At 55.6% G+C, this 20,189-nt stretch carries 16 protein-coding genes and 1 pseudogene; 8 read left to right on the top strand and 9 right to left on the bottom strand.

Annotated elements, in window-relative coordinates; all coding sequences use genetic code 11:
- Window positions 1-3: 3 nt before the first annotated feature.
- Both tnpB and tnpA read right to left on the bottom strand, forming a co-directional pair.
- Window positions 4-195 carry an IS66 family insertion sequence element accessory protein TnpB gene (gene tnpB, locus JNA92_RS06350; RefSeq protein ID WP_241803906.1) on the bottom strand — a complete coding sequence of 64 codons (192 nt, stop codon included), beginning with the start codon at window positions 193-195 and terminating at the stop codon, window positions 4-6.
- Window positions 192-518 (bottom strand): IS66-like element accessory protein TnpA, encoded by a 327-nt coding sequence (gene tnpA / locus JNA92_RS06345; RefSeq protein ID WP_241803905.1) that lies wholly within the window; start codon window positions 516-518, stop codon window positions 192-194. Before tnpA ends, tnpB begins: the two co-directional genes overlap by 4 nt.
- A gap of 149 nt (window positions 519-667) precedes the next feature.
- Here tnpA and JNA92_RS06340 point away from each other — a divergent pair, with 149 nt between their 5' ends.
- Complete coding sequence (locus JNA92_RS06340) at window positions 668-1,351, top strand: metallophosphoesterase family protein (protein ID WP_241803904.1); 684 nt, start codon at window positions 668-670, stop codon at window positions 1,349-1,351.
- A gap of 570 nt (window positions 1,352-1,921) precedes the next feature.
- Window positions 1,922-2,425 carry a hypothetical protein gene (locus tag JNA92_RS06335; protein ID WP_241803903.1) on the top strand — a complete coding sequence of 168 codons (504 nt, stop codon included), beginning with the start codon at window positions 1,922-1,924 and terminating at the stop codon, window positions 2,423-2,425.
- Window positions 2,426-2,983: 558 nt separating this feature from the next.
- On the opposite strand, the gene JNA92_RS06330 is transcribed toward JNA92_RS06335, so the two are convergent.
- Window positions 2,984-5,680 carry an ATP-binding protein gene (locus tag JNA92_RS06330; protein WP_241803902.1) on the bottom strand — a complete coding sequence of 899 codons (2,697 nt, stop codon included), beginning with the start codon at window positions 5,678-5,680 and terminating at the stop codon, window positions 2,984-2,986.
- 527 nt (window positions 5,681-6,207) lie between these two features.
- Here JNA92_RS06330 and JNA92_RS06325 point away from each other — a divergent pair.
- A complete protein-coding gene (locus tag JNA92_RS06325) occupies window positions 6,208-7,062 on the top strand; it encodes a hypothetical protein (RefSeq protein WP_241803901.1) in 855 nt (284 codons plus the stop codon).
- A 349-nt stretch (window positions 7,063-7,411) separates the two neighbouring features.
- Here JNA92_RS06325 and JNA92_RS06320 read toward each other — a convergent pair whose 3' ends face one another.
- The 4 genes from JNA92_RS06320 to JNA92_RS06305 are packed head-to-tail and all read right to left on the bottom strand — an operon-like array spanning window position 7,412 to window position 13,922.
- On the bottom strand, window positions 7,412-8,875 hold the full coding sequence (locus JNA92_RS06320) for a tyrosine-type recombinase/integrase (protein WP_241803900.1): 1,464 nt from the start codon (window positions 8,873-8,875) through the stop codon (window positions 7,412-7,414).
- A complete protein-coding gene (locus JNA92_RS06315; protein ID WP_241803899.1) occupies window positions 8,853-9,479 on the bottom strand; it encodes a hypothetical protein in 627 nt (208 codons plus the stop codon). The genes JNA92_RS06320 and JNA92_RS06315 overlap by 23 nt, the downstream gene beginning before the upstream one ends.
- The gene (locus JNA92_RS06310) at window positions 9,476-11,578 is read right to left on the bottom strand and encodes an integrase (RefSeq protein WP_241803898.1); all 2,103 of its coding nucleotides are present in this window, start codon (window positions 11,576-11,578) and stop codon (window positions 9,476-9,478) included. Before JNA92_RS06310 ends, JNA92_RS06315 begins: the two co-directional genes overlap by 4 nt.
- The gene (locus JNA92_RS06305) at window positions 11,562-13,922 is read right to left on the bottom strand and encodes a hypothetical protein (RefSeq protein WP_241803897.1); all 2,361 of its coding nucleotides are present in this window, start codon (window positions 13,920-13,922) and stop codon (window positions 11,562-11,564) included. The genes JNA92_RS06310 and JNA92_RS06305 overlap by 17 nt, the downstream gene beginning before the upstream one ends.
- A 68-nt stretch (window positions 13,923-13,990) precedes the next feature.
- Between JNA92_RS06305 and hrpB the strand changes: the two are divergent.
- Together hrpB and JNA92_RS06295 are read left to right on the top strand one after the other, a co-directional pair.
- A pseudogene (gene hrpB / locus JNA92_RS06300) lies at window positions 13,991-16,150 on the top strand (ATP-dependent helicase HrpB); the annotation flags it as partial.
- A gap of 38 nt (window positions 16,151-16,188) precedes the next feature.
- Window positions 16,189-16,389 carry a BrnA antitoxin family protein gene (locus JNA92_RS06295; protein WP_241803896.1) on the top strand — a complete coding sequence of 67 codons (201 nt, stop codon included), beginning with the start codon at window positions 16,189-16,191 and terminating at the stop codon, window positions 16,387-16,389.
- A gap of 14 nt (window positions 16,390-16,403) precedes the next feature.
- On the opposite strand, the gene JNA92_RS06290 is transcribed toward JNA92_RS06295, so the two are convergent.
- Complete coding sequence (locus tag JNA92_RS06290; protein ID WP_241803895.1) at window positions 16,404-16,898, bottom strand: hypothetical protein; 495 nt, start codon at window positions 16,896-16,898, stop codon at window positions 16,404-16,406.
- A 76-nt stretch (window positions 16,899-16,974) separates the two neighbouring features.
- A complete protein-coding gene (locus JNA92_RS06285; protein WP_241803894.1) occupies window positions 16,975-17,631 on the bottom strand; it encodes a YciC family protein in 657 nt (218 codons plus the stop codon).
- Between the two features lie 153 nt (window positions 17,632-17,784).
- Here JNA92_RS06285 and JNA92_RS06280 point away from each other — a divergent pair, with 153 nt between their 5' ends.
- From JNA92_RS06280 to yedA, 3 genes are all read left to right on the top strand, one after another.
- Window positions 17,785-18,534: a DUF2076 domain-containing protein gene (locus JNA92_RS06280; RefSeq protein ID WP_241803893.1), complete on the top strand. Its 750-nt coding sequence runs from the start codon at window positions 17,785-17,787 to the stop codon at window positions 18,532-18,534.
- Window positions 18,535-18,597: 63 nt separating this feature from the next.
- Window positions 18,598-19,077: an NYN domain-containing protein gene (locus tag JNA92_RS06275; protein ID WP_012312588.1), complete on the top strand. Its 480-nt coding sequence runs from the start codon at window positions 18,598-18,600 to the stop codon at window positions 19,075-19,077.
- Between the two features lie 145 nt (window positions 19,078-19,222).
- The gene (gene yedA, locus JNA92_RS06270; RefSeq protein ID WP_241803892.1) at window positions 19,223-20,143 is read left to right on the top strand and encodes a drug/metabolite exporter YedA; all 921 of its coding nucleotides are present in this window, start codon (window positions 19,223-19,225) and stop codon (window positions 20,141-20,143) included.
- The last annotated feature ends 46 nt before the right edge of the window (window positions 20,144-20,189 follow it).

Raw genomic sequence — 20,189 nt, 5'->3', positions numbered from 1 at the left:
GTATCACCGGTTCGCGATACCCACGCCGTCATGTACGAGCACTTTCATTCGGTTGGCGCGGCCGTTGGCGAACAGATAAGCGCAGTGCGGCTTCGCCGCACCGAACACCGCGACCACACGAGCCAACGCCGTATCGGTGCCGGCACGCATGTCCATGGGCTCAGTGGCGAGCCAGATGGCGTCGATGCGGATCACTGGGAGAGGCTGCTGATAAAGCGGGCACAGCCCGCTGGGTCGGAGATCGGCCAGTTCATAGTGACTGTTAGTTGCCCGGAAGAAATATGGATGCGGGCAACATCCTGGCGAGCAGGCGTCGCCACAGCGGTCTCAAGCTTCACCGGTACAAATGCAGGCAAGGCAGAAGCCTGCCGGTCACGATAGATGGGAATCCACTTGCGAACCAGATTGGCGTTGATACCGTGCCGCAGCGCCACGCTGGCGATGGACACATCAGGATTGAGACATTCCTGAACAATCTGGGCCTTGAAGGGTTTGGGATAAGAGATGCGCTGACGCATGGTGCTCCTTAAATTAAGGGTAATGGTGTCCACGTATATTTAGGTGGACACCATCGCCCTTAATCTGGGGATTTTGAAGGTGTGTTCGCCATCCGCTTACGCTTCATCCAGGCGTTGATGAATCGCGACTTTGCAGCAGGGTCTAAAAAATGATTTGGTTCCTCGGGGACGTTCATGGCCGTTTTGATCATGTGATCCGACTCGTGAAAAGCCATCGGCCCGAGGCAGTGGTCTTCTTGGGTGACCTTGAATGTAGCCTACCCTTAGACGTCATCCTTCGGCCGATCTTAGGGCTCACGGAGGTATGGTTCATCCATGGTAACCACGACGTCGACGAACTCTCTTATTGGCATAATCTGTATGGCAGCGGCCTGTCCGAGCGCAGCTTGCATGGACGTGTAGTCGAAATCGCTGGCTACCGCGTTGGTGGACTAGGAGGTACTTTTGAGCCTCCAGTTTGGCGTCCGGGGAGTCCTGATACAGGGATTCAAAACTACGACGACTTTCTTGAGCGTTTGGCTCTCAAGCCGCAGCACGCTGATGTCCTTGCGACGAAAAAGCAGCACGCGCTGTCGGCAATTTTCCCAGACGACTATTTTTCACTCGCGCTTGAAAGGGCGGACATCTTAGTAACCCACGAAGCTCCAAGCTGCCATCCGCATGGCTTCTATGAAATCGATGAGCTCGCATTATCCATGGGGGCCAAAATGGTTGTGCATGGACACCATCACGATTGCTTGGATTACAAATCTGACTGGCCCCGGCTCGGCTTTGAGGCCCATGGCGTTGCTTTCAGATCAATCATGGGAGTCGACGGCTCGGTCATCCGCTGATGATTGGGTGCCGGAGCTGTGAGGCTGCTTGTCTAGCTGGCATCGTGGCTCCGGGGTCGTGGAGCCGGCTACTCTGTGCACTGGGGCGGCGTTTTCACCACGGGGCGGAAGTCACGTGCTGACCTAGTGTGACCGTGAAAATTCGCGCACAGCACTTCTGGCGCCAGTCAGACATCTCTCTGGCTTTCTCTGGTAATGAAGCAGCCGCGCCCGCTGATAGGTGGCTGATAGCGGTTCTTAGCGGCTACGGGGCTTCAAGTCCTGCCAGGGCGTTGCTGGTCAGCGTTCACATTGCGAGGGACATTGAGGGTTCGGATCCGATTTTCGGATCCCACTGCATTGCTACCGTTGATCAAATTTGATACCTTTGAAGGGCAAGGGCTGGATTTAAATCCCTTTATGAGGTTATCGCTATGACCAACCGTACCGAAGCTGTTCGACCCGAGGTGAAGACTCTGGTTGAGCTGGGTAATGGCGTGGGTGGCACAAAAGTCAGCGCACCGGATCGGGCTTCTATTCTTGAGAACCTCCGGAAAGCATTAGCTCTTTCGAAGGAACGTTCTCTCCACCATGCAAGCGTCTCCCACTGACAAAAGCGTTACTCAGCAACCCATCAGCAGCGTCTACATTCACGATCTCTTCTTCGAGATCAGCGATGAAATTGGCTACGACTACGACACCGCTGAAAGCTATCTTGAGCATCTGGCTGACCTGATCGCCCTTTGGTCGAAGCAGGGCTTCATCGAAATCTACGCGGAAAATGCTGATCGGAAGTGGGGGCGTATCAAGGACTCCAACTCGGTTCCTGGGTCTACCCCTTGGTATACAGGCCTCTACCATGCGCGAATTGTCGATAATCGCGACAATGATCCACTGATCGTGGTCGTTTTCGAGGAACAGTCTGATGACGACAAGATGAACCATGTGGCTAGCATACGGTTCATGCTTGATCACTCGGATATGTTCGGTGAAGGTGGCGAAAAATTCAGTGTTGAAAAGATGAGGCAAATCCGTCGTCGGATTGATGCATTTATCCAGCGTGGCGGAAGCCCGAAGGCTGTCGTCGCGGCCTAGTCTCTGATAACCGCGCTGAGAGCCGTCATCAACAGCGTGGTTATATGGCCCCATCAGCAGATGAGTGGGGCGTCGGGCTGAATGCTACGTCTGCGCGCCATGATGGCGTTCACGGCACCAGCAAAAGGCGTCCCCCCCATCGTCGATCGTTCTGACCTGCATCCCTGAAGCGGTCACGATAGCGCTCAATCGATCCTCTCCCGGAAGCCCTAAAGCGATTTCCATCGTGAGCTCTTCATTAGATATTTCGTAGCGTTTGCGTCCATCATCGGCGCGCAGCTCGTGCTCTGCCCTAAAAATTAGACCTAACGCCGTAGCCACCTCTGTCTCGTTGCTGTGTGGTTATTACTTGTCTAGTCGATCAATTGCCTTCTCGCTACGCCTTTCGGCTGGCGGTTTGGTGGGATTTGACCTTCTCACGACTTTCGAAGGCACGGCGCGGATAACGTCTGATCCAGAGCGGTACTCAGCACGCCTTCTCGTAATCCCACCTGCCAGCCGGCCCAGCAATGTTCTTATTCTCAGCTCTTTCTGATCGCTTTGAGTGACGTCGCATGGTCACACGATTCGACCAGCCCGAATGTCTTCAATGAGCTGAAGCTGAAAATCGTATTCGTCGCGCTTTTCTTCTGAAAGACCGGAGCGGAACGGAGCAAGTGCAGCCATTTCCTTGTCAGCACTCTTAAGATCACCACAGTAGGCGAGGATCACGGCGTAGAAGCTTCTCGCACTGGTCAGCTCGTTCAGAAGTTGGGCCTGGGTGATGAGAGGAATGATTGTTGATTCCATCATTCCTCGGGCGGAAGTGAATTCTCTGAGATCTATCCAGTCTTGGGCGGCATCCAGCCCCACCTTGACAATTGAACTGAATGCTTGGACGCAGCAATAGAATTTGAAGGAAAAGAGGCGATAGGTTAATGGATTAATCCCACGCAATTTCATCAGCATGGATTTCACATCGTAGGCCCCTGCGAGGTGATTCACGGCCTCAAGTTCAGCAGATGATTCTTCTAGGTGATCTGCTACATCCATCACTGATCGACCTAGGATCCACTCTTCATTAATTTTTAGGGCGTCAAGATAGTATTTGATGGCCATATCTACGTACCTTTCGGCGAGATGATGCTCACCTACTCGCCACAAAGCGACGGCGGCGTTGTAGTGAAACCTCGGTATACGTTCGGCCGTGAGCCCCGGCAATCGATTAACGAGCTCGATAGTTTGGTGCACGCTGAATGCGTCTCCCTGCATACCCAGCCAATCCATGTGTTTGAGGTGATAGGAGATGACTGCTCGGTCGGAAAGTGTGCTCTCGTGAACCAATCTAGCCATCAACGCGAGGTGTTCTGGCTTGTTGCGCTCCTCGTCCGATTGGTGGAGTAGGAAAAACAGGGAGTCGACTGCCCAGTATCTGGTCTCGGGATCAAGTCCTGGTGCGGTGGAGATTGCCTCCAAAAACTCGATAACCATTGCTCCCAGCCCCGTCTCCTTGAACAGCTCTTCGCCAGCCAGCTCGATTAGGAACTCGTGCTCATGCAGATCCAACAATGTACGGACAAGAAGTCTCAATCGGTGGAAGCTCCGCGTCTGCAGCAATGACGTCAGTAGAAGGTCTTTCAGCAAATTTTTCGTCGCGATTAGGTGTTCTTCCTCCACCGTGTGAGATTGGCCAGCCCCAATCAGCCGCATGGCATCGTGGAGTTTAATCTCGCGGTTACCTTGAACCTCCAGGACTCCGAGTGGGCGCAAAGTCCGCACTGCCGTGTTGACGGCAACGGTTGATAAATCGGCATAGCACTGCATCAATTCCAGCAGTTCCTCTTGGGAGATGGCGACATCCACCATGCTCAACAGCGTAACGATTTGCTGGCTGGGTACTGGGAGCCCTTGGTACACCTTGGTCAGGATGAGTTCCTGCACGGTCGTTTCCAGTGTGGCCTGCTGCTCAAGTGCTGCGCACAGCCGTGCTAGGTCACCTGCGTAATCCTGAGCCGCCAGCCGGGCTGCGCTTTGTAGATACAGTGGCATCCCAGCCGTCAAAATGCGCAATTTTTCCAGTGTTTCGATGTCGCCAATCGCGCCCAGGCGAGACGTTTCTGCGGCGACGGAATCGAGGCTCCAACCCTGAAGAAGCTCTCGACGCAAACCACATAATTGCTCCAGCTCCTGAATTGATCCCAGGGGCTGACACAGCAGAATGAAGCGCAGATTTGGGGTGCATCCGAAAACCGCCTGCAGGTCAGCGGCTGGGAGCTCGTGAGCATTGTCGATCACCACCAATGGCCTTATGCCCTGCTCCTCTAAGTGACGATCTAGCGCGGTCAATGAGTCGATGCCGGAGGCGCCGGTTGCGAAGAGCTCCTCGATCTCATGAGGATTCTCAACAACAGCACCCGCAATCTCTCTCGTCAGTGAGCGACCGAGGGCTTGGCCTGCGGTTTCGCGAGTGTTGAAGTAAACACACGGTTCAGGGGTGCGTATCGCAGCTTGAGCAAACCATGATGTTTTTCCTGCCCCAGAAAAGCCACAAATGATCCGAATTCGCTCTTTGTTGACGAGTGCTGGTTCGTCTATCTGTGGGAGGTAGTGCGCTGGTAGTGCCGGCAACCGTTGCAGCTGTTTTAGAAGCTGTTCGAAGAGCGAGTGCAGCTCCTTTGCATCAAAGGTGTAGCCTCCCAGATCTTCGCGACCAGTGGCTGCGGCTTGCACCTTTCCCACCAGCTTCCAAACCAGCGACTCCGGAGCTAGCAATGCATGGGGTACCATTTCTGCCAATCTCACGCAGTCAGTCACAGCACTTGCCAAGCCAGGCTGGCATGCAGGCAAACAAGCTAGCTCCGTCGGCATCGCCTGACCTGGATAAACGAATTGAACGTCATCTCCGAGCTCCTTGCGACTGATGCTCGCACTAAGCTTCGGGCCTGGGGGCTGGTTCGAGGCAATCACGAAAATAGGCTTGCCGTGGCGGTGTCCTTGAGTGTGCAGATTGCGAATTTGTTGGAAGCGGTCAAAGGCAGTGCCGAGGTCGCTAGGCACAAGCGGCTCGATACGCGTTTTGACCTGGACGTAGATGCGGGTGTCCGCAAGGGCTATTTCGACATCCTCGTCACGCTCAATCACCACATGCGATACGTTTGAGCCGCTGGCTTTCAGCAGACAGCCGACAGCAAACAGATGCTGATAAAGGAAGCCCCCGTGAACGGCGGCGATGCGCTTTTCCTGTGCATCATCTAGCGTTGGGTAATCGACTGGCATGGCGTATTTCTCAGCTGTCCGTGGCGGTTAGTAGCACGGGTATCCGTAGGCCGAGCTCAAATCTCGTATGCCTCATCATACTGCTCAAAGAACGGAGGAATGACGTGGTCTATTGGATAAGAGCTGTGGATTCCAATCCTGCCGTAACAGCCACTGCCTGGCTAGCTGGAGTACGAGATTGGTACAAGCTTTCGACGGCGCTTAGCTCATGCCATCTACGTCAATCCAACAAAGCAGGACGTTGAGCTTCGACAAGGAGTGACGGCCAAGCTCTTGGTTGTCGAGGGAGGTGTCGCCTATCGCTCGTGTCCGTCGCTGCTCTGGACATGGAGTGACCGCCTGGCTGTGGCGGGTCAGCTAGATGTGCTCTCGGAAGTAGAAGTGAGGCCGTCGGAATCAAAAGAGATGATATCGCAACCGATTGTCTGCGCTGATGGCATTGAGCTATGATCGTGTAGTTACTTATCAAATGCGCTAGAGCGTCCCTTTGAAGATGTTTAGTACTTTCATTGCCTGAGCCCCTGTAAATGAATAAACCGGTTAATGATCCAAAATCAGTTTGGTCGCCTCCGCGGTCTGTCGAGATGCTTCTCTGGCTGGTTGTGCCATTCCTTTTGTTCTTCCGTCAGACATATGTTTATGGGTACCAGGCTATTGATTATTCTCTTCAAGAGAATTTTGGGTTGATTATTGTTGCTACGCTATTTATCCTTTTTCCAATATTCTTCAAGCAAATATTTTCAAGCTTTCCTTTGGAGTTTTTGCTGAAAGGTAAGGCTTTCCATCAGGTTTCTGTCAGTCTAGAATATACTGCCCCGCCAAAGGCTGGGGATGGTTCAGACGGTAGCCATGCAAAGCGTTCTCGCTTGGCTAACGGAACGGATCTTCTGTTTGATCAGGCTGAAAATTCCCGGAATTTGGCTAGAAGCATTTATGGGCGTGCTGGCGTATACCTACTGCTCGGTATCTTGGTGGCATTTTCCGGCCTTGCTTTTTTCTACATTCAGACGCCGGTTCTAAATGAGCCAGGTCAGCTCATCGATAAGCTGCTACTTTTGGCGCCAAAGTTCGGAATATTGTTCTTCATTGAGTTTGTTGCTTTCTTTTTCCTGAGGCAGTATCGATCGGCTATGGATGAATTTAGATATTACGAGTCGATCGCAAGAAGGCGCGAAGAAGTCAGTGCGCTGCTCATACTCTCGGCTGAATCCGAACCGAAGATCAATTTAATGGAGCTTCTGAAAAGCGACTGCTATTTCTCAAAGGTTTCCGCCCTTGAGAAAGATCAGTCTACAGAAATCCTTGAAGCCAGAAAGCTGGAGAAGGGTGAGCTTGAGCTGCTAGGTAAAGTCGTTGAATCGGTTGTCAAAGCTAAGGGCTAGGCAAGAGGCTAGGGTGGAGAAGTAGGGTTGTCTCGCTAGGCGAATGGGACGCTCTCTCTCTACATCGCCGCTTGCGGGGATAGCACCTGCCCCAGCAGATCAGGTGCGTATCCTGTTGCAGAGTCGTCGTAGCAAGCCGACAACTTTCGCAGCCCTGATGAGTGACTGTCCAGGGTACCTTACCGGATCTCGCAGGGATGTCAGAGCTGTATCCCATGCCGTGGGTATGTCGCCGCTATGGGATCGGAGAGGCCGCCTATGTGTTCTGCGCAGGGGTGGGAAGGCGGGTATCTGAGGAGTTCTTGCGAACAAGTTGGTGAAGGAGGGCTAGCCCACGCCAGCCCTTTGCTTAGAGATGTTTGGTCTTGGTCGTTGCCTCTCGTACCCGCGCAACCTCAAAGTCTTTCTGTACCAGCTCTTTCAGGAGCTTCAACTCCTTTTTGTATTCCGCCACCGACAAACCTTCTTCCAAGCGTCGAGTTAGCTCGGCTTCGCGTTCGAAGTATGCATCCATGGCGCGCTGCATGTGTACAGTATTCACAGTCTCTGCGTAGTCCGCTGATGCAGCTAGGGCTAAGTGCAAATAAGTGTTAATCGACTTTGTGTCCAGATGCCCTGTCCACTGTGTCACCTGAACTTTAAAAGTCTCGGTATTTAGCAGGTTGCGCCGGAACTCATCTTCGTTCGTAATCTGATGCGTACGGATAAGATCTATGAAAAGCTTTGTAATAAAGCGGTGTCTGAACATGTGTGGGAAAATAGGTGACTCAATTCCGGATGCTACTTTTAGTTTCTCGATTTCATTGTATAAGTATTTACTTGATAGCGGTCGGCCATTTCTCTCGGAGACGAAGAAACGTCGATGGTCTGTGCCATCTTTGTATTTTTTCTTCATGATATCGTTACGCTGCCTTTCCACATAGTTGTTCAAGTGGTGAAGAAGCGTGGGTAGAACGGGCACCTCCCTAAAGCTAAGTACGCCGTGCTGCTTTAAGGTGGTTAGTCTCAGTGTGGGGTTTTTTAGTTTTTTTGCGGCTTTAATATCATCTATTGTAAGCTGTTCTATTTCTGAGCGTCGTGCTCCGGTGTCAGTTAGTAAATCAATAAGCAGCGATCGTCTTGCTTTTACGAACAGAGACGATTTTTCTTTTCGAGCAGTATCTCTAAGAAGCGCTATCTGCTCAGCTGTGATTGGGTTTATCTTCTTTTTCCGTGAGGGAGGGCCAAAGGAGTGATGTGATAAATATGTCTCGGTTCTTATTTGGCCTAGTTTATCCTTATATTGGTATGTTTTCTCTGTAGCTCGAATCCTGCCTTCGGGTGCCACAAAATTAGGATAGCCATGCAGTCGACCGACAACTCCCAGAAAATCAAGCCATACGCGACCTATCTCGGAAATGGTATCCTCGATTCGCTTCGGTTCGCTCGGGCTTATTGGCGACCGTTCTTCCCGTAACTCAGTAATGTAGTCTGTGAAATCGCCATCTGTTAGCATTATCGGATCTATTTTGTCGTGGTAGCACCGACGTAATAGTTGACTCAAACTTGCAGCATAAACCCCCATCGTGCCGCCGTCCTGCCCTGAACGAGATAGACCGCGCTTTGATCCGCGGCCCTTCCTGTTGAAGAGGCTGAGCATATAGAGGTTTCCGATGATGCACGGAGATCCATTCGGCCAATTCATAAAAGGGATGTTAGTTGCATCCCGTAATGTTGTACGGCCGTCAGAATAGTGACTGAAGGTATCAAATTCGCCCAGCAAGCTATAGAGCTTGTGCGTCGACCGCTCCTTATTCTTTTTTGCGGTAGTCATTGATGTCAGCCACGGTATTGGATGAGACCTTGGGCAGCGGTGTCTCGGTGAGATTGAAAGGAGGAATGCACAGGCTGGTGATGGATAACAGGCTAGCAATCGCGTCAGACGACCATTTTTCTATGATCTTGAAGTCCTTGGCATCACGGAGGTCTCGGAACTGTCCGATCGCCTCCTGAAGGCCTCGGAGCAGCAGGTAGTTCGTCTGGCGCAGCATTTCCAGCTCTGATTCAACATCTTGAACCTTGAGGCTGAGCCCTGACTTGGTGCGCTTGTTGCTCTTTGCTTTCTTGCGCTCCTCACGCTCAAAAGCCTCGATCGCCTTCATTCGCAAGGCATTGAGGCTGTTGAAGCCACCGGTCAGGCACTCATCGCTGTATTTTTTCAGCGTATTGAGACTGGTTGGAAAGGTATTGGTGGCTGGTTCCCCGCCTGCACTCACAACGCGATCCAGCGAAGCCAGGCCAGCTTGGCTGTTAAGGGCCCTCCGCAGCTCAGCGTCCTCAACAAAATCGCTCGGCTTTGTGATCACCTGGGCAAGCAGGCGTTGTAGAGCCAAGACTCCCGTCTTGGCTACGTCGCCACGTGAGGGGCGATCTGTCATGCTGCGACTCCATTTTTGAGGCGTGCCACGACTTTCATATGCTCACCCGTAGCATCAGTGAAAAACACAGGCGAAATTTCGACCATGCCTTCGTTGATCTTGTCAACGATATAGTCTTCCAACTCAGAGCTCGGAATCAACCCGAAATCGTCGGTGCCATATTGTTTCTTGAGCATTTCAGCTAACACTGTGAAGTTCTCGACATTGCCGACGTGGATGTTTTCTGCAGCAAATTGAGCGCCAACAGAGTTGAGCAATGCGCCATCTGTGCTCTCAGTGATGTAATTATAGACGTGCTGCAGACTTGTATGACCCAGCATCCAGCGAAGCGTATCCAAACTGGAGAAGCTGCCACAATAGAAAAACAACATCGCGAAAAAACGGCGCATTTGGTGCTGTCGGAGATACCAGCGCTGACCTTCATCATTCACCGGTGTTTCAAAATAGTCGCAGAACATGTCAAGGTTGCGATTGTAAGCGTTGCTGCTCGAGTCGATGAACTCTCGCGTCCCGCGCATTTGCGGCAACGCAAAAAGCGTCTTGTATGACTTAATGTAGCCGATTCTTAGCAAGATCTTCTGCATCTTGATCAGATTTTTGATCATGTCGACAGCAATGGGCTCAATTGGACGAGCTTCGGTTCGACGCAGACCAAACAGATGCCTAGTGCTCTTGCCATTTCCGAACAGGAGCCATTCCTCGGTCTCATCTAAGCATTTGTCAGCTTTCAAAGAGTACAGTTCGCTGACGCGTCTTGCCATGAGTATACCGACAGTCAGCTGAATGCCTCCAACGTACACGGCAAGCAGATCGTACAGGCCGACGTTTGACCGCAGATTAGTGTAGTACTCTTCCTTATCTCCTTTGATCGATTCGCGTAAGGTCTTGGTATCGATGATCCTTGCACTCAGAGACAGCCGCGATACGCCGAGTTCGACCAGGTCTTTGCCCACTATTCTTTTGACTTCGGCTTCGGAAAGCGCAGAGGGATTAATTCCGCGCTTTTGGCATTCTTTCGCGATACGGCAGAAGCCTTTAATGATCTTTGAGCCATGATCGATGTGCAGATCGATAGCATTCTTCAAAGAGGTGAATACCAGATCCGACGGCACGGTTCGGAAACGCCCTTTGGTGCCAAGCTCAGGCGTGAAGCAATCTGCTTCTTTCAGCGCTTTGGACGTAGGAGCGGGCAGGCCGATTTCGTGCAGCGTGCCGAGATTATACACAGCGCTCCTGTAGCTGAAGAACGTCTGGTCACGCATTAGCTCGAGCGCACCAGTGTTTGTTCGAACTCCTGGATATTCTCGGGTGAAGAGTGACGTATCTTCATTGAATCCGAGAATCGAGTGAACTGGCTTGAACTGGTTTTTACCCCACAGCACATTTGGATACAGGATGCCCGAAAGTCTGATAGTGTTGGGCTGATGGCCATACTCGACCTGCGGTGTACCATACAGCCCTCGGATGTATAGCGCAGCGCGAATCGGTGGAATCAGCTTGTGGGGAATGCCCAACTCGTCGTCATCCTTCTGCTCGTTGGTGATAACGAGAAGCTGGGGACGCTCTCTGAGCACGCTGAGAATTTCCATCTCGCTCGTGTCTGCCAAGATGCTGTGACAGAACTCTCGAAGCGTTGGCGTCCAGTTGTAAACCGATTCTGCGCTCGAAGGCGTTTTGGAGAAGGTCTCAAGCATTTCGATGAGATTGCCCCCTGTGAGACCTGCCAGGCCATACGTGGAAAGCTGGTAGCGCTCGTTGTTGATAAGCAAGAAGTCGATTATCTGACAAGCTCTACCGAACTGCTTTGCTTGCTGGCCTTCCAGCTCATTGGTAGTGCCCAGGTCAAAGTCGCGGCGGGTACTTGAAGTAAGGTAGTACTTGAACCCCAAGCAGAGCTCTTCGTTCTTCTCGTCAAGTAGGGAGCTGCCATCCGAAAGCGTGATTTCCCAGTCGAGCTCTTTGGGATTCTTCTTGTAGCCAAACGAGTACTGCCACTTGGGCGCATCGAAGTCGCTAAGCAGCCAAGGCGCCGCTTTGTACTCTTCGCGCGGAGAGTTCAGTAGCGGGGACAGGAATTTCAGCTCAGGCGGCAGCAGCATAAATCAGACTCTCCATTTGGCTAGCGTCAATCTGGGTTTTGGCAGTAGCCAGGTATTCTTGAAGCTCGAACTCGTAACCTTCGGTGATCTCGTTCACGAGGAGCTTGGTCAATTGGGCCCAATACATTGCTTTAGCGCAGATTTCGGATTGACGATTGGACTTCCTGACGGCTTCTTCGAGTGATAGGAGGGCTGTCAGAATGCCGACGTCGACAGAGATCATCACGCGGTCAGCACTGTCGTCGTTTGCTGCTTGCTTCGCGTTTTTCTTGTCTTTCATTGTCGGGGCTTCTTCTCCTTTGCGCTCGCGGGCCGCACGATAGCCTTCTGGATCACGCATCGCTTCAGGGATATCCTTGAGCGCATTGTTTTCTAAAAACCTATGCAGCTCTTCCATGGATTGAAAATTCGACACTTTCAATAGGTGTTTGCTGTCTTTCATTGCATGGCAAATGATCCCGCGCTGGAATGCTCGAATCCACCTGGTTTGGAAGAACGCCAGAATCGGCTCGGGCAGATAGCTGCTCAGAAGATCTGGCGAGACGTTAGTGTGACCCAGTGCGGCAGCGGTCTCGGTCAGACTGTTGTTGGCAATGTAGAGCAGTACTGCTCGCGTAGCTCTCAGGGAAGTGATCGAGATCCGGCAGATGAACTCTTCGATCTCTTTTTTTGGCAAATCGATGACTTCAGCGAACTCTCCAGCTAAGTGCTGGTAGCGAGTTTCTAGCGTTCCACTGTTCCAGTTCGTGGGCTTCATCTTAGTGGGGTACGTGATGCCTCTGGAGCACTGGATGAATAGTTGTCGCCATGCATCGTCTCCTTCAGCACGCAGGTAGTCGCGCAGCGGTTGAGTGCTGCGGATGATCTGGCGCACGCGAACGGCGTCGCGAGGTCTCAGTTTAATCTTGATCTCGGCGTTGGCCCCGCCTTTCCGATCTTTGTACCCGGTAAGCTGATAATATCCATCGAGTTTGATGAATCCGGTCAGATTGCCTTTCTTGTCGTAAAGCTCAAAGTTGTCCAGGAACGACTCTGTGATGCACGGGTACTCATGCACTAAAAGGATCTTGAAGGGATACAGATCGTTAGCCGATGGCACCTGTAAGAAGCCGTTAAGGTATTCTCGGTTTATGATTTTCCCGAACCGTTTTGAAAAGCCATCATGAACATATCCGAACCCGTGCTCTCTGAATGCAGCACATACGTCTTCAGGTTTAACGTCCTCAAAACCGGCATAGGTTGCATAAATAACTTTTTCGGGATTGCCTACTTTTGCTAGTCTATCCCGTGACTTCTGAGCGTTAGAAGTACTCCAGGCTTTTTTGTTAGCCCACCGGTACAGCGCGTCATTGTCGGTTTTGATGCTTTTGAAAATTAGCTCGATTGCCTGGGTGTCAGTTAGGTGATAAGGGATTTCGGTGATCAGCTTCACTTTGATCACTTCCCCCTTGGCATTTTTCTTATTGTTAGTATCTGCGCCTCGAACATGTTGGACTGCTGGTTTGGGAATGCTTCCGGCATAAGGCTTAGCCCAGGTGCCAGACGCCAGCATCGTTGCATTCACTAATTGAATAAGGGCCGCGTATGCTTTTGTTGCGGTAGGAATGTCCATTCCGCGCTCGTGCTGGTCTGTGAAATAGTGAAGCATGTAGGCCAAAAACACGCGCTTGATCTGAATCGGATCCTGGAACGTTTCGGCAGGCCACGCTTGTGCGCGTTCTGAAATGTAGTTTAAGAAACCGTTGAACTCAGAGTTCCGTGGTCGCCGCATCTTAAGAAAATGCTGGCGGATGCACTTATAGATTTCTTCGGCAAAATTGGGGCCATGCGAAATCCATACGTTGGGTAACGCTAAGTACGATGTTTTTCCCGTGATATCAGAAAGGCGCCAGCCGTTCCAGAATCTCACAGCAAGCGGGTCAAGATTACCTTTGATTGCTACCCAGTATTTCTCATTAAACTTCGGCCAGCCGTCGCGGCCGCCGTTCCCTTCGAAGGTGTGAAGCAGCGGGATTTCTTTAGCCATCTCGCGCAGCATGCGCACGAACTCACGAGCGTAGCTGTTGCAGAGCGGTCGCGTGACGTCAATGAAGGTCGGGTCGTACAGAGCTCCAAGGAAGCCACGGACGATTCGCTCGAAGCCCGGAGAGGAGAGGCCGAGGTAGGTGACGGTGCTGCCAGTGATGTTGCAGTAGGCGTCGAAAATCTTGATCAGCTGCCCCATTCCGGCGAGCGCGATTGGCTCGTAGGAGCGGTGCATTAGCTCAAGGACATCCTGGGGCAGGGTGGTGAACGGATAGTTCACCAAAGCCAGCGATCCTTTGAGGATTGTCAGATTTTCCATGAATCGCTTGCTCGTCTGTAAGGCCCGTGATATCTATAGTCTGACAAATTTGACAAGGCTGTGTAAATGACAAAATCGTCGAACGCAGCCTGGATGCCGACCTGGCCCTGGCGCTGAGTCTCAATGGCCGTGAACTGCTGCGCGATGATCCGCCGCTGAAAATTCTGCTGATGTCCGCCACCCTGGAGGGCGAGCGCCTGTCCCGGCTGCTCGACGACGCGCCGGTGATCAGCAGCGAGGGCCGCATGCACCCGGTTGATATTCGTTGGGGGCGGCCGTCCCAGCCTGGGGAATTCATCGAGCCACGTGTGGTGGACTGTGTGCTAGAGGCCTTGGCCGATCAGCCTGGCAGTGTGTTGGTGTTCCTGCCCGGCCAGGCTGAGATCCGCAGGGTTCACCAACGTTTGCAGGCGTCATTGGCCGAGCGCCCGGACATTCTGCTTTGCCCCTTGCATGGCGAACTCGACCTCAATGCCCAGCGCGCCGCCATCGATCCGGCGCCCCAGGGCCTGCGCAAGGTCGTGCTGGCCACGAACATCGCCGAGACCAGCCTGACCATCGACGGCGTACGCGTGGTGATCGATGCCGGCCTTGCCCGGGTACCGCGTTTCGACCCTGGCAGCGGCATGACGCGCCTGGACACCCAGCGTATCTCCCGCGCCAGTGCGACCCAACGGGCTGGCCGTGCCGGGCGCCTTGAGCCGGGCGTGTGCTACCGCCTGTGGTCAGAGGCCCAGCACGATCAGTTGGCAGCACATGGCAGTGCCGAAATCCTCCAGGCAGACCTTGCTGGCCTGGCGTTACAGCTTGGTCGATGGGGGGTTACGCCTGACCAGTTGCGCTGGCTGGACCAGCCGCCAGCGGCGGCCTATTCCCAGGCGCAAGACCTGCTCGCGCGGCTTGGCGCTTTCAAGATGGGCACCCGCGAAAACCTCAGTGAACACGGCCAGGCCATGGCCGAGCTTCCGGCCCACCCGCGTATCGCTCACCTGCTGCTGCGCGGCCATGACCTGGGCTTGGCCGCGATGGCCTGCGATGTCGCCGCCTTGTTGGGCGAGCGCGACATCCAGCGCGCAGGTGGCGCCGACCTGCATAGCCGGCTGGCACTGATCAGCGGTGACAGCAAGGTCAGCCGTGACGGCCAGGGCGGTGTGCAGCGTGCCCGACAGTTGGCCCGCCAGTACCGGGGACTGCTGCGCGGCAAGGCCAGCTCGGCGGTTGCCGATCCCGAGCATCCACGCTGGCTCGGCGCCCTGCTGGCGTTGGCTTATCCCGACCGGGTCGCCCAGCAACGTCGCGAAGGCGGGGCCGAGTATCGCCTGGCCAACGGCCGTGCTGCCTTGTTCGCCGAGGCCGATGCACTGATGAAATGCCCGTGGTTGGTCATCGCCGACCTGGGCAGCCGCCAGGGGCAGCGGGAGGAGCGGATTTACCTGGCTGCCGAATTCGACCCGGCACTGCTCGACGAGGTGCTGGCCGAGCAGGTCGAGCGTGTCGACATTCTCGACTGGGACGAGCGCGAGCAGGTGTTGCGTGCCGAGCGTCAGACCAAGGTCGGCGAATTGGTACTTAGCCGTGAACCGCTGCCTGGGCTCAATGATGAGGCCCGCGCCAAGGCACTGCTGGGCCTGGTGCGGCGCAAAGGCCTGAACCTGCTGAGCTGGACGCCAGAGTTGCGCCAGTGGCAGGCGCGCATAGCGCTGTTGCGCCAGCTTGACCTGGAAAAAGACGGCCATAGCGAGTGGCCGGACCTAAGCGACGAGGCGCTGCTGGCCAGCCTGGAGCACTGGCTGCAGCCTTATCTGGGCAAGGTGTCGCGGCTGAGCCATTTCGCCGCCCTGGACCTGCCGTCGATCTTGCGTAACCTGTTGCCCTGGCCGCTGCCCCAGCGCCTGGACGAATGGGCGCCAGCGCACCTGGCTGTGCCGTCAGGGTCGAGTATCCGCCTCGACTACAGTGAAAACCCGCCAATCCTCGCCGTGCGCCTGCAAGAGCTGTTCGGCCTGGCTGACACGCCGCGCATCGCCCAAGGTCGCCAGCAGGTCAAGCTGCACCTGCTGTCGCCAGCACGGCGGCCGGTGCAGGTTACACAGGACCTGGCCAACTTCTGGCGCACCACCTATGCAGAGGTGAAGAAAGACCTCAAGGGTAGATACCCCAAGCATTACTGGCCCGACGACCCGCTTGTGGCTGAGGCAACCGCGCGGGCCAAACCGCGCGGTACCTGAACGCCCTGCTGGACGATCAGGACATCGACACCGGCGGCATGCCCGAGCTGGGCGATGATTTCTTTCGTCCCGCCGAGCTGCGCGTGCCGGTGAAACAGGCGGTGACCATCCGCCTGGATGCCGATGTGCTGGAGTGGTTCAAGGGCCAGGGCGCGGGCTACCAGACGCGCATCAACCAACTGCTACGCCGCGACATGCAGGCCCAACAGAGCCTACTGGACCGGACGACCCCCTGGTAGCTGACGACCAAGGCTCAGGCAACCTGCTGGAGGAGGAACGTGAGCGTTTCACCCTCTTTCGTGTTGATCAGGTACATGGGATGCCTGCTGTGATGAGGGGTGTCCGCGATCGCGCCGGCACGGTAGCCCTGGTGATCACGCAGGTAGCAGATCAAGCCATGTTCCGTGAGCTCCAGCGGTTCGATCTTCCAGTAATCGGTGACTTCTGCCCGCTGGTAGAAGCCCAGGTATCCGTTCAGGCTCAGGCCAAGCTTTTTGGGCGGCTGCGCCGGGCCGCTGAGGCTGATGTGATGGTGCAGACGGTCTTGCGTGCTCGAGTCGAATGTGAAGTCCAGGCGTAGTGAGGCCTGGTCGCCTCCAGCCATGAGCCAGTCGTCCTGCGGTGTGATCCCCCAGTGCCATTTGTCGCGGCGGGTGCTCAAGCGAAGGGGGACATACCTGTCGGTGGCCATTGCGTACAGATGGCCACTGAACGACCTGGCGTAACTGCTCTGAATTTCCGGGTCCATGTGCGAACCTCCAAGGTGGGTGGGATCGGCACCTTAATCTCCCGGGCAGGCCACGCTGGAGTCTGAACGCTTTCCTTCAGGTGCCGCTCTTGCTCTCCAGCAGCATGAACAGGCGGTACAGCACCACGGTGCTGAACAACTGCAGGAAGCCGAGCAGGCTGGCCGTGGCCAGCTCCAGGGCGGGAGCCGGCTCGGGGAAGGCAATCAGCAGCAGCCCGTCGATCAGCCAGATCGGTGCCAGCACCCCAAACACGCAGAGCATGATGCGCATGAAATGCCCAGTGGTCATGCGTGCGCTTTCGCGCATCGATTGCACCACCGGCAGGCCGCGCAGCACTAGCAGGTACTCGGCGAACACCAGGTTGATCATGATCCAGACCCCCGGGAAGACCAGCAGCATCAGCCCCGCCAAGATCAGTAGCGAGCTGATCATGATCAGCAGTGCCATCTGCGGCCATAGCTGCATGGCGCGGGCAAACAGCTCACGCTTGGGGATGTCCTGGCCGTTGCTGCGGGTATCGAGGTAAAGAATCAGCGCTGCACTGTAAAGCGGATAGAACAGCAGGCTCACCAGCATGCTGTAGGACAGTGAGGCCTGGTCGCCCAGCTGCCGCATCATCAGTTGGGTCACCAGGGCTTCGAGTACGATCAGCGGCAAGCACAGCGCAATGATGTTTGCCAGGTGGCGGCGGAAGAAGTACAGGGAGTCGCGAAAAACGCTCAGCGGATTCATCGGTCTACATCGCATGGCAATAAAAGCAGGGGCCTAACTTTAGCCCAGAGCAGCCATTTGCTGAAAAAAGTTTCACCGTGCCAGTGATTGAATCCGCTGCCTGCGCGCCCCATCTTTGACATGTCCGATGTCCCGCTTCCCATGAGGTAGCCAATGAACACTGAAGAGCAAACCCTGATCGATGGCCTGTTTGGCCGCATCAAACAAGCCGAAGACCCCAGCCAGCCGCGTGATGCCCAGGCCCAGGCGCGCATCGAGGAACACCTGCGCGAGCAGCCGGCGGCGCCTTACTACATGGCCCAGGCGATTTTGGTTCAGGAGGCTGCGCTCAAGCGCCTGGATGAACAGAACAAGCAACTGGAAGCCGAGCTCAAGCAGGCTCGTGCCCAGGCAGAGGCTTCTCGCAACAGCAGCGCCAGCAGTGGTGGCTTCCTCTCCAGCATTTTTGGCAACAGCGGGCGTAACCCCCAGCCTGCCCAAGCATCGCAGCAGCCCCAGCGGCCTGCCGCGCCGGTCGCTTCGGCAGGCGGTTGGCGTGAGCCGAATGCACCGGGTTTCTCCCAGCCGCAGGCGCAACCTGGTTTCGGCGCCGCGCCGGCTCGGGGGGGTGCCAGCAGCTTCCTTGGCGGTGCGATGCAGACTGCTGCCGGGGTGGCCGGTGGTGTGTTGCTGGCACAAGGCATCAGCAGCCTGTTCAACCACCATTCGCAGCCTGAAGAGGTGGTCGAGGTGATCAAGGAAGAGCCGGCGCCGGCCAGTGATACCGGTGGCTGGAATGACCAGGACGCGCAGCAGCAGGTGGCCGACAACGGTGGCTGGGGCGCTGATCAAGGTGGGTACGCCGATACCGATTACGGCAGCGATGATGGCGGCTTCTTCTCGGACGACGACACCTTCGTCTGATCGCTCTGGCATACTGCTGGCATTTCCGGGGGCGCACTGCGCCTCCTCAGCCGAGGGTATGTAGTGAAGAAAATCGCACTGTTCGCCGATGTGCAGAACCTCTACTACACCGTGCGCCAGGCCCATGGCTGCCACTTCAACTACACCGCGCTGTGGTCTGAAGTCAGCCGCGAGGGTGAGATCGTCGAGGCGGTGGCCTATGCCATCGATCGCGGGGACAGCAAACAGCAGCAGTTCCAGCAGATCCTGCGCAACCTTGGTTTCGACGTGCGCCTCAAGCCGTTCATCCAGCGCAGCGATGGATCGGCCAAGGGTGACTGGGATGTGGGGATAACCCTGGATGTGATCGATGCCGCCAGCCGTGTCGACCAGGTGGTGCTGGCTTCGGGTGATGGTGATTTCGACCTGCTGCTGGAGCGAGTGATTCAGCGCCATGGCGCCGAGGCGGTGGTCTACGGCGTGCCGGGTTTGACCGCCATGTCGCTGATAAGAGCGGCCAGCCGCTATGTGCCGATCGAAGGGCGTTTGCTGTTGAAGCATTGAGGGTTGCTGGCGGCTGAGCGCCATTGCGCCGCATGCCCCTGCCATGACGCAAATTGTGCCGCCCATTTAATCCTGTTTTGTAACTTAATCTTGGCGGCGAGGCTCCCTAAACTCATTCCCCCGTAAACGGATTTCGAGTTTTGCCATGCCTGCCTCCCGCCGCTTCCCGATAGTGCTGATTGGTGCCTTCCTGGCCTTGTACCTGGTCTGGGGCTCCACCTACCTTTTCATTCGCATCGGAGTGGCGTCCTGGCCGCCGATGCTGATGGCCGGGGTGCGATTCCTTATCGCCGGGGGCCTGCTCTATGGGTTTTTGCGCTGGCGCGGGGTGCCGGCGCCGACCTGGCCGCAATGGCGTGCGGCAGGTGCGGTGGGTTTTCTGCTGCTCAGTTGCGGCAATGGTGGCGTAACGGTTGCAGAGCATGCTGGCGTTGCCTCTGGCGTCGCTGCGCTGGCCGTGGCCACGGTGCCGCTGTTTACCTTGGTGTTTGGCCTGCTGTTCGGCCATCGCAATTCGCGCCTGGAGTGGGCGGGCATCGTCCTCGGGCTGGTTGGCATCGGCCTGCTCAACCTTGGCTCTAACCTGCAGGCCAGCCCCGTCGGGGCGGCGCTGATACTGTTTGCGGCTGCCGCCTGGGCGTTCGGGTCGGTCTGGAGCAAGAGCCTGCCGCTGCCCCAAGGCCCCATGGCCAGTGCGGCCGAGATGCTGGTCGGTGGCGCGGTATTGTTGCTGGGCAGCGCCCTGTCGGGTGAGCGCATGACCCAGATGCCCACAGCCGCAGGCTGGGGAGCATTGGCTTATCTGGTGTTGTTCGGCTCGATCCTGGCATTCAGCGCCTACATGTACCTGCTCAAGCATGTGCGCCCGGCGGCGGCCACCAGCTATGCCTATGTCAACCCGGCGGTGGCGGTGTTGCTTGGTATCGTCTTTGCCGGTGAGCAGATCGGCGCAGAGGAATGCCTGGCGATGGCGGTGATCATCAGCGCCGTGGTGCTGATCGGCCTGCCGCAGTGGCGCAAGCCCGCGCTGCCTGCTGCATCGCTTGAAGGCGAAACCTGCAAGTAGGCCAGGGTGTTGCGGTAAACTTGCCGCCTTCGCTGAACCCCCTGAC

It is taken from the genome of Pseudomonas putida, from assembly GCF_022627325.1.
Taxonomy (GTDB): Bacteria; Pseudomonadota; Gammaproteobacteria; order Pseudomonadales; family Pseudomonadaceae; genus Aquipseudomonas; species Aquipseudomonas putida_X.
Note: the sequence above shows the minus strand (reverse complement) of the source record. Positions and strands in the feature narration are given on the sequence as shown.